This is a genomic window from Falsibacillus pallidus, from assembly GCF_003350505.1.
Classification (GTDB): Bacteria; Bacillota; Bacilli; order Bacillales; family DSM-25281; genus Falsibacillus; species Falsibacillus pallidus.
The window spans coordinates 16,374-30,579 of the sequence record NZ_QQAY01000014.1 but is presented as its reverse complement, the minus strand read 5'-3'; the positions used below and the strand labels follow the sequence as shown (position 1 = coordinate 30,579).

11 protein-coding genes and 1 other annotated feature are annotated in these 14,206 nt (G+C 43.2%); of the genes, 6 read left to right on the top strand and 5 right to left on the bottom strand.

What is annotated here, in order from left to right; translation table 11 throughout:
• Positions 1–11 precede the first annotated feature (11 nt).
• The 5 genes from argS to DFR59_RS15895 form a co-directional block, all read right to left on the bottom strand.
• A complete protein-coding gene (gene argS, locus DFR59_RS15915; protein ID WP_425454720.1) occupies positions 12–1,697 on the bottom strand; it encodes an arginine--tRNA ligase in 1,686 nt (561 codons plus the stop codon).
• A gap of 50 nt (positions 1,698–1,747) precedes the next feature.
• Positions 1,748–1,950: a binding site (T-box leader), on the bottom strand.
• Between the two features lie 64 nt (positions 1,951–2,014).
• Positions 2,015–2,608 (bottom strand): DedA family protein, encoded by a 594-nt coding sequence (locus tag DFR59_RS15910; RefSeq protein ID WP_158538416.1) that lies wholly within the window; start codon positions 2,606–2,608, stop codon positions 2,015–2,017.
• A 7-nt stretch (positions 2,609–2,615) separates the two neighbouring features.
• Positions 2,616–3,332 carry a polysaccharide deacetylase family protein gene (locus DFR59_RS15905; RefSeq protein WP_425454719.1) on the bottom strand — a complete coding sequence of 239 codons (717 nt, stop codon included), beginning with the start codon at positions 3,330–3,332 and terminating at the stop codon, positions 2,616–2,618.
• 134 nt (positions 3,333–3,466) lie between these two features.
• Positions 3,467–4,828 carry a hemolysin family protein gene (locus DFR59_RS15900; protein ID WP_114746651.1) on the bottom strand — a complete coding sequence of 454 codons (1,362 nt, stop codon included), beginning with the start codon at positions 4,826–4,828 and terminating at the stop codon, positions 3,467–3,469.
• A 373-nt stretch (positions 4,829–5,201) separates the two neighbouring features.
• Entirely contained in the window at positions 5,202–6,503 is a 1,302-nt protein-coding gene (locus DFR59_RS15895; protein WP_114746650.1) for a hemolysin family protein, read from the bottom strand.
• A 288-nt stretch (positions 6,504–6,791) separates the two neighbouring features.
• On the opposite strand from DFR59_RS15895, the gene DFR59_RS15890 reads away from it, so the two are divergent.
• From DFR59_RS15890 to cshA, 6 genes are all read left to right on the top strand, one after another.
• The gene (locus DFR59_RS15890; protein ID WP_114746649.1) at positions 6,792–7,565 is read left to right on the top strand and encodes a hypothetical protein; all 774 of its coding nucleotides are present in this window, start codon (positions 6,792–6,794) and stop codon (positions 7,563–7,565) included.
• A 538-nt stretch (positions 7,566–8,103) separates the two neighbouring features.
• Positions 8,104–8,538 carry a DUF4937 domain-containing protein gene (locus tag DFR59_RS15885; RefSeq protein WP_114746648.1) on the top strand — a complete coding sequence of 145 codons (435 nt, stop codon included), beginning with the start codon at positions 8,104–8,106 and terminating at the stop codon, positions 8,536–8,538.
• Positions 8,539–8,888: 350 nt separating this feature from the next.
• The gene (locus tag DFR59_RS15880; RefSeq protein ID WP_114746647.1) at positions 8,889–9,959 is read left to right on the top strand and encodes a D-alanine--D-alanine ligase; all 1,071 of its coding nucleotides are present in this window, start codon (positions 8,889–8,891) and stop codon (positions 9,957–9,959) included.
• Between the two features lie 100 nt (positions 9,960–10,059).
• Positions 10,060–11,442 (top strand): UDP-N-acetylmuramoyl-tripeptide--D-alanyl-D-alanine ligase, encoded by a 1,383-nt coding sequence (locus DFR59_RS15875; protein ID WP_114746646.1) that lies wholly within the window; start codon positions 10,060–10,062, stop codon positions 11,440–11,442.
• A gap of 13 nt (positions 11,443–11,455) precedes the next feature.
• Positions 11,456–12,169, top strand: coding sequence for an alpha/beta hydrolase (locus DFR59_RS15870; protein WP_342768322.1), 714 nt, complete (start codon positions 11,456–11,458; stop codon positions 12,167–12,169).
• Between the two features lie 158 nt (positions 12,170–12,327).
• A complete protein-coding gene (gene cshA / locus DFR59_RS15865) occupies positions 12,328–13,806 on the top strand; it encodes a degradosome RNA helicase CshA (protein WP_114746644.1) in 1,479 nt (492 codons plus the stop codon).
• Positions 13,807–14,206: the final 400 nt, after the last annotated feature.

Sequence of the window (14,206 nt, the reverse complement as noted above, 5' to 3'; positions counted from 1 at the left end):
GGGTATGTTTTTTACATTTGATCCGGGGCAGAAATCCCGAGTAATCTCAATCCTTCCGAAAGCACAATTACCACTGCTTGGACCAGTGACAATCTCGAACCAAGCTCCGAGTCTTGTTCTAAAATCCTTACTTTTCCATAGTACTTGTTGAATGATTGTGCCGTATCAATCAAGTATTTGGCTAGGACCGAAGGAGAGAGCTGTGTATAAGCTTTTGAAATCATCTCTGGGAAAAGACGGAGCAGCTTGATGACTTCCCAGCTGTCTTCGTCCGATAAGGAGGTGAATTCTACATCTTCGATAGGAGACTTTCTCAAAAGGGTGTTGGCCCGCGCATGCGTATATTGTATATAAGGACCCGTTTCTCCTTCAAAAGCAAGCATGTCTTCAAGTGAAAACTCAATATTATTCATCCGGTCATTTTTTAAATCGTGGAACAATACAGCTCCGGTTCCGACTGCTTTCGCTACATCCTCTGCATTCTGAAGCCCCGGGTTCTTGGCTTTAATGTTGTTAGCGGCAAGCGAAATGGCTTCATTTAAGACTTCCTCAAGCAAGATGACTCTGCCTTTTCGTGTCGACATTTTTTTCCCATCTTTTAAATAAAGGCCAAAAGGTACGTGCTTCATATGGTCTGCCCATGAAAACCCCAGTTTTTTCAGGACTCCGAATACCTGCTTGAAATGGATCGTCTGCTCCTGGCCAACGATATAGAGAGCTTCGTCAAAATGATATTCCTGTTGACGGTAGATGGCAGCTGCCAAATCCCTGGTGGCATAAAGGGTAGCACCATCCGATTTCTTGATCAGGCAGGGAGGAAGCTGTTTGTCATCTAATCGAACTACTTCGGCCCCTTCAGAAGTCTCCAAGAGTTTTTGTTCTTCCAGAAGCGCGATTACTTCTCCCATCTTGTCATTATAAAAGGCTTCGCCGTTCCAATCGTCGAATTTTACATTCATCAGGTCATAGATGGTCATGAATGCTTTCAGGGACTCATCGCGGAACCAAGTCCAGATTCTTATATTTTCTTCAACACCATCTTCAAGCTCCTTAAATGCCTTTCGCCCTTCTTCTTCTAAAATGGGATCCGTTTCGGCCTCCTGGTGAAAACGGATGTACAGTTTAAATAATTCTCCGATCGGATTTTCCTGAACGTCCTCTTCGACACCCCATTTCCGATAGGCTGTGATTAATTTTCCAAACTGTGTTCCCCAATCCCCTAAATGATTGAGCCGCACTGCCTTATATCCCATTTTTTCGGCAATCAGGGCCAATGAGTTTCCAATCACAGTGGAACGAAGATGCCCCATGGAGAAGGGTTTAGCGATATTTGGAGAAGACATATCCAGTACGACGGTTTTTCCTATCCCGTCCTCACCGCTTCCAAAGGCAGCCCCTGCAGTTAGAATGGAAGGGATGATGGTACGGGCGATCTCATTCTTAGAAAAGAAAACGTTGATATAGGGGCCAGCAGGCTGGACGTGATCAATCTCCGGTCCTTTTATTTTTTGGGAAAGGTGTTCTGCTATTTCAATAGGTGCTTTCTTCATGGCTTTTGCAAGTGAGAAGCAAGGGAATGCTAAATCGCCAAGGTGCTGATGCTTTGGCGTTTCAATAAGGGAATAGATTGTTTGTGCATCTAATTCTCCATTCAATGCAGATAGGATGCTCTCGGTATAAATGCCTTTTAAATCAATCATTCATCTTTTCCTCCTTTTTAAATTAAAAAAAGCCCGCCTCTTATAAAATAAGAGACGAGCTTGTACCCGCGTTGCCACTCTAAATTGACCCAACTGATTTGGGTCCGCTTGAATCGATAACGGATAACCGGCCAGTATTACTGCTGGCATCTTAGAAGTGCGCTTCATCACATGCATCCCGCCAGGCTTTCACCGGCCCCGGCTCGCTAAAGGGAGAGGCATCGACTACTCTCTTCATCATAGACTTTGAATCATTAAGTTCATTTAATATTATTGGCTATTATACAGCCTTTGGAAATTAATTCAAGAGAAAATTACCCATTTGCTCGTTTTTTCTGCCGGGATTTAATCCATCTGATGATCATCTGGATAATGAATAGGGCAAATAGCGCAATCCCTACATACGTGATGATGATTGGATGAATCGGGATATAGGTGCTGATAAAGAAGCCTAGCAGTGTATAAGCTGACGTCCAAATCAACGCCCCGACAAAAGACAGAAGCAGAAAGAGTAGAAAGGAAATGTGCTCAATCCCTGCGAAATAAGGATTCAATTGACGGACGCCAGGTATGAAAAACCCTTTGAGAAGCGAACGTTTGACATTCCAATGGGACATGAACGATTCCCACCTATCTGAGTTAAGCCCTAAATATTTGCCGAAGCGGGAAAGGAAAGGCTTCCCGATATAAGCTCCCAGCAAATAGGCCGTGACCATTCCTGTGAAGGAACCAAGAGTGGATGATGCAATACATCCAATCAAGGATAGTCCGCCCTGCTTCGACAGGACCCCGAGATAGACAAATAAGCTTTCTTCGGGGGCAGGGATGCCGACGATGCCGAAAAATCCCATGACAAATATGAGAAGGTAGCTGTATTGGTTTAATAATTCCAGAATATGTTCGTTCATGTGTTCCTCATTTCCCGCTCGAATGTTCCAGCACATCATTTACGGTCGTGTAGCTGTAGGTTTTTGAATCTTCCAAGGTTAAAAAACGATCCAGTGCTTCTATTGTGTTTTTCGGTGCGTGTTCATCGGCACCGAACGTAGTTCCGCTGTCATGAAGAGTGATGACCGCACCGCTCTGTCTTGCTGCCACTAAACGCTCCAGCAATTTGTCAGCTCCTACATTTTCCTTCCAGTCACCGGGGATAGAAGTCCACATGATTACCCGGCTGCCGGCAGAAGCCATAAGTGTAAAGGCATTGAAGTGCCCCCAAGGCGGGCGGTAATAGAATGGTTTTTCACCAGTAATAGAATAAATAATATCCTGTGATCGTTTGAGATGCGTCCTTAGGGTGAAAGGGGGGATGAACCAGTTCGATATATGTTTGTAATTGTGCAGCCCGATCAAGTGCCCTTCATCATGGATGCGCTTAACGATTTCTGGATATCTTTCAGCTTTTTCGCCGACCAGAAAGAAGGTGGCTTTGACGTTATGTTTTTTTAATACATCTAATAGTCTCGGTGTGTAGACAGGATCTGGGCCATCGTCAAACGTAATGGCAATCCTATTGGGGATTTGCCCCTTTTTAGTGATCCCGATGGAGAAGACCCGGATAAAGATGGTGGAAAACACCGTTAAGATTAAATAGGCGAGTATGATTGCTGCAGCCCATATCAAGAAAATCACCTGCATTCTTTTTATAGGAATATTATAGTATTTAATAAGCATACCAGTTTCATTCGGTTTCTTAAAAGGAAAAATCCGTGAACAAAAAAGGGATGCAGCGATTTGCTGCATCCCTTGATGTATTCCCCGTGTGCCTACATTTGTTGTGACAGAGCCTCAGACTTTGTCAACGCAATTTGCTGGGGGGAAGTTTCTGTTACATTTATTTTCTTTTTGACATCCAAATATTTGATATGATGCTCTTCCATCTCTTTGATTGTGAACTCGAAATCCTCGTACATGACGGAATCGCCTTGTTTCGCATCGTAGTTCTCAGTCAGGATCCAGCCGCCGATTGTATCGATGTCTTCATCGCTTATAGCAAGGCCAAGAAGGTTGTTCACTTCGCCTACAAGGACTTTGGCGTCAATGATGTAATGGTTGTCTTTGATTTTTCGGATCACCGGAATTTCATCCATATCGAATTCATCCCGTATCTCGCCGACGATTTCCTCCAGGATGTCCTCAACCGTCACAAGTCCCGAAGTTCCACCGTATTCATCCATAAGAATCGCCATGTGGATTCTTTCTTTCTGCATCTTGACGAGCAGGTCGTGGATCGGAATGGAGTCGATGACACGGATGATCGGACGTACATAGGATTCTAGTGTCTGCGTATTTAATTCCATGTTATTGATGAGGTCTGTGAAAACTTCCTTCACATTGACCATTCCGATGATATGGTCTTTATCTCCATCAATGATAGGATATCTGGTGAATTTTTCTTCCCTTACGATATCAAGAAAGACATCAAGCGTATCTTCTTTTGCAAGGGAGACGATTTCAGTACGGGGGACCATAATTTCTTTGGCAATCCTGTCATCGAATTCAAAGATCTTATTTACATATTTAAATTCAGACTGATTGATTTCCCCGCTTTTGTAGCTCTCGGAAAGAATGATTCTAAGCTCTTCCTCCGAATGGGCAAGTTCGTGTTCAGATACTGGTTTTAAGCCAAAGAGTCTTGTAACCAGTCTTGCAGATGTATTTAATGTCCAGATAAATGGGTACAGGACTTTATAAAAAGCGATAAGCGGCTTTGCGATTATAAGTGTAATATTTTCTGCTTTTTGAATGGCGAATGTCTTAGGTGCAAGTTCACCTATAACCACATGCAGAAAAGTGATGGCAGTGAATGCGATCGCTACCGAAATAATGTGGGACACGGACGACGTAAAATTAATTTTTTCAAAAAGGACATGGACAAGACCTGCAATTGTAGGTTCTCCAAGCCAACCAAGCCCGAGCGCTGTAATGGTGATTCCCAGCTGACAGGCAGATAAGTACTCGTCTAAGCTCGTAATGACGCGTTTAGCGGAAATTGCACTGCTGTTTCCTTCCTCTAATAATTGATCGATCCGTGAACTTCTCACCTTGACGATCGCAAATTCAGAAGCTACAAAAAAAGCAGTAAGTGCAATAAGTATTACGACAAGCACCAAGTTAAATATGTCCAAATAACTTTCCTTAGCTCGTTTTTTTCAACGAGTAAGGAGTCACCTCCCAAAATAATAAAATAGTAATTTATTAAAAAATTGTTCCTGAGACTGCAAAATAAAGCAATCTCTCTTCATGATGTTAGCATAGTCATCTATTGTTTCCATGGAAACATACCGATATTGTGCTATTTCCCAGATGCGATAGACTGCCCCATCCTATCACCTCGACGATCTAAATGTTAACAATATTATAAGGAATTCAAAGAGTTGCGTCAAACTCAGGGTATGAATTTTGAGGATTTACACTATATTATGGGCATGAAAGTATGAATATTCCGTCAAATAATGCATAAAATCAATTTCTGTACAAAAAGAGCCGACCCAGAATGGATCAGCTCTGTGCAGCTTTTTTCACTTCTACATATAGAACGTGATGATCTTCCATCTCATGTGCCTTGAAAAGGAAAGAACCCTCTTCCAAGGTATCTCCTTCTTTCAAGTCATACTTTTGGGTAAGCATCCAGCCCCCGATTGTATCAACTTCTTCATCAGAGAGGTGTGTGCCCAATAAATCGTTGACTTGTTCGACCAGCACTTTGGCATCAAATAAATAATTGTGTTCGCCTGTTTTGCGAATCAACGGAATTTCATCGGCATCAAATTCGTCCCTGATTTCGCCAACGATTTCTTCAAGTATGTCTTCAACCGTTACCAAACCGGCCGTTCCGCCGTACTCATCGAGGAGGATGGCCATATGGCTCCGTTCTTTCTGCATTTTGACCAGAAGATCCTGGATGGGGATCATCTCAATGACGCTGATGATCGGCTTCGTGTATTTCGCAAGAGTCTCTTCTTCCTGGCACTGGTTATGCACGCAGTCTGTCAACAGTTCCTTCATATTGACGACACCGACAATGTTATCTTTATCCCCATCTGTAACGGGGTACCTTGTGTATTTTTCCACTTTTACGATTGAAAGGATTTCACTGAGGGTTGTATCTTTTTCAAATGAAATGATTTCGGTCCTCGGCACCATGATTTCCTTAGCTACACGATTGTCGAATTCAAAGATCTTGTTGACATATCGATACTCAGATTGGTTAATTTCCCCGCTTTTGTAGCTTTCAGAAAGGATGATTCTGAGCTCTTCCTCTGAATGGGCCATATCATGCTCAGAAGCGGGTTCGAGGCCGAATAATCCAGCCGTGAACCGTGCGGAGCTATTCAATGTCCAAATGAATGGATACATGATTCGATAAAACCAGATTAACGGTGTTGCAATGAGCAGCGTCAATTGTTCCGCCTTTTGGATGGCAAAAGTCTTCGGAGCCAGCTCCCCAAGGACGACATGGAGAAAAGTGATGACGCTGAACGAAATAATAAAGGAAAGAATATGGCTGACCGACCCGGGAACGTGCAGCGTATGGAACAGCGGATTGATTAATTCCTGCACAGTCGGTTCCCCAAGCCAACCAAGTCCTAAAGCTGTAATAGTGATTCCCAGCTGGCATGCGGATAAGTAGCTGTCTAAATTTGTGACTAATTCTTTGGCAGCTTCCGCTTTAGGGTTCCCTTCCGCAACGAGCTGATCAATGCGGGAAGAACGTACTTTAACAATTGCGAATTCCGATGAAACGAAGAATGCCGTCAAACCGATAAGAATGATCAATAAACCAATATTTATGATTATCAATGATGCGCCGCCGAAATGAAGCGGCGTACACCTCCTAATGCTGCAGATTACTTTCCGTTCTTCTGTTCATTATATATCATTACTTTACCCTTTTCACTTCAGACGATACCAGCACGTGGGACAAAAGGATAAATTTCCTGTCCTGATCAATTTAGTAATGTAAATGTAATATGAATATGGAAAATATCATTATGGGTTGGGAGAGAATTTTGGTAGAATATAAGGAGTGATTTAGAACTAATTGAAGCATAATTTCTCTTGAGAAATGATGATTCGGAGGGCAAGTATTTGAAACATTCACAGGATGTGCGGAATCTCATCTATGTTCATGTAAACCATTCAGATCAATATGTCGTATCACATGGGCTTCAATTCAAAGAGTTCATGTCAGGTGTCCCCAAACTGCCGGGGAAGCTTTTATTGCTGCAACATCGTTTTGAAGATGGTGAATTTAACCGCCATACGCTTTTAGAATATGTCGGGGATGAAGAAATCGATAAGCTCTTAAAGGAAGAAGTGCATCAATATGGCGGGTTCTGCTGGCTGGATTTTGAGGACGAAGAATCCCTTGATCAGCTTGAAGGGCAGGAAATCGCTGAATTATTATATTTAAGCCATTCAAAAAGCCACCTCAGACTGCCTTTCTACCGGAAATTGAATAATCAATTTGCGTATCTGGCGCAGGATGACGGCTGGTTCAATAAAACGTATTATCGTTCAATGGATGACTTTTACGGAGTACTTGGCACCGCTCTATCCCATAAACTCAGCAGCTTTAAAGGTGAAAAATCATTTCTTGGACTGAAAAAGCGAAAAGATTACCCTGTGATGCCGAAAGAAATTCTTTATCCATTTATAGAAGATATGAAAGAAGGACTCTTATTTTCGATCGAAAAGGCAGAACAGAGCAGGACGAAAATCGAGATTCCCATTTGGGTCATCGGCGATTTCGTCAATATGGATGAGATGTACGAAGAATACCAAAATATAACGGCTAATCCCCTTGATGGGAAGATAGTCTTTGACCGGAAAACCAAGGAATGGAAGGTTTTCGTAAAATAAAGGAATCCGCCGAGGTGATTGGCGGATTTTTTCTATTTGGTGAGGAAATTGGCGGGTGATGGGGTCAAATTAGTGCGAATGTTCTTCGGAATAGGCTTATGGATGTGGCAATTGGATCAGATGGTGTCCGGTAGAGTGACTAAACGTCGAAAAAGCAAGGATTCCAAGGGTAAATAGCCGTTTCCTGAGGCTCTAATGCGCCAGAATCAGTCGGCTATGCACCGATTTCTCTGGTTCTATGCGCGAAAATCCCTCGACTATGCGCCGGCCGGTAGGGGCTATGCGCCAAACTCACACTCCTATGCGCCACTGGTACTTTTTGGACTAAATAAACTTATAGAAATCTGCACATATCAATGAATTCCAGTGGTTCTTACATAAATCGACAAAACCCGGGGCGTAACAGTCACCTTCCTGTACGCACTTAGGCAAGAAGCCTCATTTTTTATTCTAGATTGAATAATCAGACTATTATCCGCGGCTATTTCATAGTAAAATGGCTTAGGGGATTTGTGAAAAAACATGTTGGGGGAAAGAGATGCTGATTAAGCATATTGTTTGTGAAGTAGCAGAAGGGAAAAGGGAATTATTTTCTGATGCGCAAGGTCAATGGCTCAAAGTTAAAAATACACCAGGCCTGTTGTGGCAATTAGGCGGCTGGGATGCAGAGTTTAACGCGCATATTTGGGGGATTTGGAGCTGCGAGGTTCTTTACGAGCAGTTTATGAAATTCAACCACGATTGGATTTATAATACGAATAAGCAAAAGGAAATCCATGATTCGATCGCCATTACCTTTTCAAAAGTAAAGGAAGTGGAGCACATGGAAACCTTTTTATCGTTGATAGAAGACGGGATGACATTTGAATGGATGGAATTTCCGGATTCCTGCCGTTTTACTGCCGCAAAGGAAGGAACAGTAGGCAGCTATTCATTTGTAGAAAAATGGCTAGTCCGGGGAAACCAGCAATAAACTTCAAATTAATATAATAAACTGGCTCAAAAGCAAGATGTTGACTAAGTCAGTTTTTTATTTGCCATTTTGATTCCAAAATGGTTTTAGTTGCAGCGTGCAATGGGTATAGGTACAGGAAAAATAAAGACAGCTATATTTATTATTTTGGTATAATAAATGCAGGCGACAATATAAGAAACGTTTTTCAGGTGGAATAGGTTCTTTTTTTCTTCCTTTACATATCCATATATAAGCAGCTGGGTGCGATATGGTTAAGTTATTTTTTTATTACAAGCCTTTAATCCTTCTTTTTCTTTTGAAGGAAAGTGTTAAAATAGAGACATCTCAAATGCCATTTGGAGGTCAACATGAAGACGAAATTAAATTTATTATACGGCGGGAAATCCGCAGAACATAAAGTATCTTTGCAAACAGCTAAAGCGGTTATCGGTGCTTTAGATCCCGAAAAATATGATATTCAGCCGATCTTTATCACAACGGAAGGCCGCTGGGTCAAAGGCCCACTGTTATCTGGTCCGGTAGAAACCGTGAAAGAACTTGAATATAACAATGGCGAAAACATTGCACCTACTGCCTTGGCAGACGCCAGTGCACAAGTGGAAAAAGGAAACACTGAAGTGGTCTTTCCGCTCCTTCATGGTCCAAATGGAGAGGACGGTACAGTTCAAGGCATGCTGGAGCTGCTCAACCTTCCTTACGTTGGGAATGGAGTGCTTGCATCCGCTGCCGGCATGGATAAAGTCATCATGAAAAATCTATTTGCCCAAGCAGGATTGGCGCAAGTCGATTATGTCTGGTTCATCCGCCAATCTTGGAAGGATGACCCTGAAGCTGCCTACAAAGAAGTAGAAGAGAGATTGGGGTATCCTTGCTTTGTCAAACCGGCAAACCTCGGCTCGAGTGTAGGTATCAGCAAATGTACGAATAGAGAAGAATTGAGCCAAGCGTTTGAAGAGGCTTTCCAATTCGACCGTAAAATCATCATTGAAGAAGGCGTTGTCGCAAGAGAAATCGAAATCGGCGTAATGGGGAACGATAAACCTGAATGTTCCGTTGCCGGTGAAATTGTTCCGAAAAAAGATTTCTATGATTACAAAGCGAAATACGAAGATGGTGAAACAGCACTGATCATCCCGGCTGAAATTTCCGATGAGGTCTACGCGGAGATGAAGGACATGGCAGTTAAATCCTATAAGGCATTGGATAATTCCGGTCTTGTGCGAGCGGATTTCTTTTTGACGAAGGATGGAAGAGTCCTGATCAATGAAGTGAACACCATGCCGGGCTTCACGCCATTCAGCATGTTCCCTCTTCTTTGGAAGCATACAGGTGTCGACTATCCGGCTCTTATTGAAAGATTGGTTCAATTGGCGATTGAACGCCATGAAGAAAAGCAAAACATCAAGCATACATTCTAATAGTGAAAATCCAATAGTGATTCATAGAAGGCTGACTAAGAATTGTTTTAGTTGGCCCTTCTTGTATCCTGATTGTTTATGAAAAAGGAGAATCGTCCAGATGATAAAACGTTCGATAAAACAGCTTTCGGAAATGTTTCAGTTTGATCAAAAGGTTCTTGATGCTTTCGGAGACACTGACATTCAAGGCGTCTGCATTGATACGAGAAAGCTGCAAAAAGGCAATTTGTTCATTCCGTTTAAAGGAGAAAAAATCGACGGGCATACATTGGTCAAGGATGCCTTTGAAAAAGGGGCTGCGGCAGCATTGTGGGAAAAAGATGTCCCCAACCCTCCTCAGGATGTCCCTATATTGCTGGTGGAAAGCTCAATGGAAGCCGTACAGGAACTTTCCAAGTCGTATCGGAATCAACTAGACTTGAAAGTCGTCGGCGTCACCGGCAGCAACGGGAAAACGACAACGAAGGACATGATTGCTGCTGTATTGGGCACTGGATTTAAAGTGCAGAAGACAGAAGGGAACTACAATAACCACCTCGGCCTTCCATTGACCCTGCTGTCCATTGAGGAAGATACAAAGGCGGTCGTCCTCGAAATGGGAATGAGCGCAAGAGGAGAAATCGAGTTCCTGACAAAATTAGCCCGTCCAGACATCGCTGTTATCACTAATATTGGAGAATCCCACTTGCAGGATCTCGGTTCGAGGGAAGGAATTGCTGAAGCCAAGCTTGAAATTGCCCTTGGTCTTGGGGAAGAAGGGACACTCGTTTATTTCGGCGACGAGCCGTTGCTGCAGGAAAGGCTGCAGGGCAGTCTGCCTTATAAATTGCAGTCGTTTGGACAAAGTGAAAATAATGACGTTTACCCTGTCCAGGTAGATTCGACAGCGGATGGAAACCATTTTCGAGTAAACATCAATCCTGATATCGAATTCTTCGTTCCGGTAATGGGGATACACAATGTAATGAATGCCATTTCAGCGGTTATCGTCGGCAGCAAGCTTGGCCTTGATTTGGAGAAAATCAAAACCGGGTTGGCCGGCCTCAAACTGACTGCCATGAGAATGGAGAAAGTGGCTGGAATCAATGGATCTGTCATTATTAATGATGCTTATAATGCCAGTCCGACTTCTATGCGTGCAGCAATCAATCTTGCAGAAGAACAGACAGGATTGGGCAAAAAATATTTAGTCCTTGGGGATATGCTCGAACTTGGCGATAAAGAGAAGGAATTCCATCTTCAAACCGGACGGGAAATCGATCCTGAGAAAATCACTGAAGTATTCACTTATGGCGAGCGCGGGCTGTGGATTGCGGAAGGGGCGAGGGAAAGATTTGGCGAGAAGCGGGTCCACGCCTCACTGGATAAAGAGCCGTTGATCGAGGAACTTAAGAGTAAAGTGCAAGAAAAGGATTTTATCCTCGTAAAGGCATCAAGAGGGATGAAGCTGGAAGATATCGTCCATGCTTTAGAATCAAAATAGAAGTTGGTGGAATATGATGAAAGGATGTCTATTAATACACGGTTTTACCGGCTCCCCATTTGAAGTGCAGCCTTTAGCCGACTATCTGGCAGAGCATACCGAGTGGAAAGTGGCGGTTCCGACTCTTCCCGGACATGGGGAAGAGCTGGAGCTTAAGGGCATCCTTCATCATGAATGGATTGAGTGTGCGGAAGAAGCGTTAAAAGATCTGTTGGATGAGTGCGAAGAGGTCTACCTTGTCGGATTCTCGATGGGCGGATTGATTGCAGGCTATCTTGCAGCAAGGTACCCTGTGTCCCGCCTGGTGCTGCTGAGTGCCGCTGCGTACTATATCAACTTTGAACAACTATTGAAGGATATAAAAGAAATCATAAATGACTCGTTAAATGGAAAGCTTAAAGAGAATGAGTTGTTTAACCGCTACAGAAAGAAAATAATTTCAACGCCAATTTCTTCCACAAGAGAATTTAAGAAAATCGTCAAGCTTTCCAAGTCAGTGCTGGGTGAAATCGATATTCCCACGTTTATCGCTCAAGGGGAAGAAGATGGAATTGTTCCCATTAAAAGCGCTTATTATTTATATGATAAAATCGGGAGCAGCCGAAAGATCCTAAGGCTGGAGCCTGGCGCCAAGCATTTGATCTGCCATTGCGATGGGCAGATGGAATTATTTGACGAAATATTTTGTTTTTTGAAGGAAAAAAATAAAGGCAGGTCCTTACGTTGAAATCCATCTTTATTAGTGGTAACATTACAGAAACATCATTAATACCCAAAAAAACAACTCTTCAACCGAAGAGTGTCTTTTTTTGTTTATAAAAAACGAAAAGTGACTATAAAATAAAGTAGCCGCTTTTAAAGAAGAATAAAGGAGAATGAATAGCATTGACGAAGTTTTCAGAATTAGGTTTAAGCCCAACAACGTTGAAGTCAGTTAAACGGATGGGTTTTGAAGAAGCAACTCCAATTCAAGCCGGAACGATTCCTTTGAGTCTACAAGGAAAGGACATCATCGGCCAGGCACAGACAGGTACAGGGAAAACCGCTGCTTTTGGTATTCCACTGATCGAGAAGCTTGATCCAAAAAGCAATGACGTACAAGGGATCATTATTGCCCCTACCCGTGAATTAGCCATTCAGGTTTCTGAAGAATTATATAAAGTCGGCCAAGACAGCCGTGCACGTGTATTGGCTGTATATGGAGGAGCGGACATCCAGCGCCAAATCCGTGCCCTTAAGAAAAACCCTAACATTGTTGTAGGAACTCCAGGACGTATCCTTGACCATATCAAACGACGCACATTGCGTTTAGATAATGTTCACACATTGATTTTGGACGAAGCGGATGAAATGTTGAACATGGGCTTCAAAGAAGATATCGAGTCCATCCTTTCCAATGTACCGGCAGATCGCCAAACACTTCTATTCTCAGCTACAATGCCGGATCCAATCCGCCGCATCGCTGAGAAATTCATGAAGAATCCTGAGCTTGTAAAAGTAAAAGCAAAGGAAATGACAGTATCCAACATCGAGCAGTTCTATGTGAAAGTACCAGAAAGAGAAAAATTCGATGTATTATCCCGTTTGCTTGATACGCAATCCCCTGAGCTTGCGATTGTATTCGGCCGTACGAAGCGCCGTGTAGATGAACTTGCAAATGCTCTTTCCTTAAGAGGATATTTGGCAGAAGGGATCCACGGAGATCTAAGCCAAGCGAAGCGCCTGCTTGTTCTTAAAAAGTTCAAAGAAGGCAAAATCGATGTATTGGTTGCAACGGATGTTGCAGCTCGCGGTCTGGATATTTCAGGCGTCACACATGTCTACAACTTCGATATCCCGCAAGATCCGGAAAGCTATGTCCACCGTATCGGACGTACTGGACGCGCAGGTAAAGAAGGTGTGGCAATGACATTTGTCAGCCCTCGTGAAATGGGCTACTTGAAAGTAGTTGAACAGACTACTAAGAAGCGCATGACTCCAATGAAGCCGCCGACTTGGTCAGAAGCACTTGAAGGACTGCTAAAAGCGTCTTACGATCAATTAGCTGAAACCATCGAAGCAAATTCATTGCAGGATTATCAGGAAATGGGCGAAAAATTGCTTGAGAATTTCACTCCTGAGCAAATTGCTGCAGCTGCATTGAAAGTTCTTACAAAAGAGCCTGACAGTTCAGCAATCAAAATTACCGAAGAAGCTCCTCTTCCATCCAGAAGGGGTAGCGGAAGCGGAAGCAGAGACAACGGCCGCTCCCGCAGAAGAGGGAAGCCTCAAGGATCCGGTCAAGGACAGCGCAGCTACGGGCGCGACCAGCAGCGTTCTTCTGCTAGCAGACCGCCAAGAAAAAGACCTCAAAAAAATAACTAATCAGTCAAAAGCTGCTTCCTTGTGAAGCGGCTTTTATTTTCGTCTGATTTTGTTCATTGGGGTGGAAAATAGAAGGGACATGAGTGGAAATGATGGTGAATGTTCCTCGAAATAAGCATATAGATGTGGTGAAAGGTTCAGATGGTGTCCGTTAGAGTGACTAAATGACGAAAAAGCAAGGATTCCAAGGGAGATTAGCCTCTTCTGCAGGCTCTATGCGCCAGAAACCATCGGCTATGCGCCGCTGTTCTGGCTCTATGCGCGAAAAATCCTCTGCTATGCGCCGGCCGGTTGGGGCTATGCGCCAAACTCACCATCTTATGCGCCACTTGCACTTTTTCTACTAAATATACCTAATGCAAGCTAAGCATATTGATGGATCCAATTGAATTTTACAAAA

Excerpts from the sequence above, each read along its gene's own strand:
- DFR59_RS15910 (WP_158538416.1), bottom strand. The coding sequence starts at position 2,608 with ATGAACGAACATATTCTGGAATTATTAAACCAATACAGCTACCTTCTC.
- DFR59_RS15885 (WP_114746648.1), top strand. The coding sequence starts at position 8,104 with ATGCTGATTAAGCATATTGTTTGTGAAGTAGCAGAAGGGAAAAGGGAA.
- DFR59_RS15880 (WP_114746647.1), top strand. The coding sequence starts at position 8,889 with ATGAAGACGAAATTAAATTTATTATACGGCGGGAAATCCGCAGAACAT.
- DFR59_RS15875 (WP_114746646.1), top strand. The coding sequence starts at position 10,060 with ATGATAAAACGTTCGATAAAACAGCTTTCGGAAATGTTTCAGTTTGAT.
- DFR59_RS15870 (WP_342768322.1), top strand. The coding sequence starts at position 11,456 with ATGATGAAAGGATGTCTATTAATACACGGTTTTACCGGCTCCCCATTT.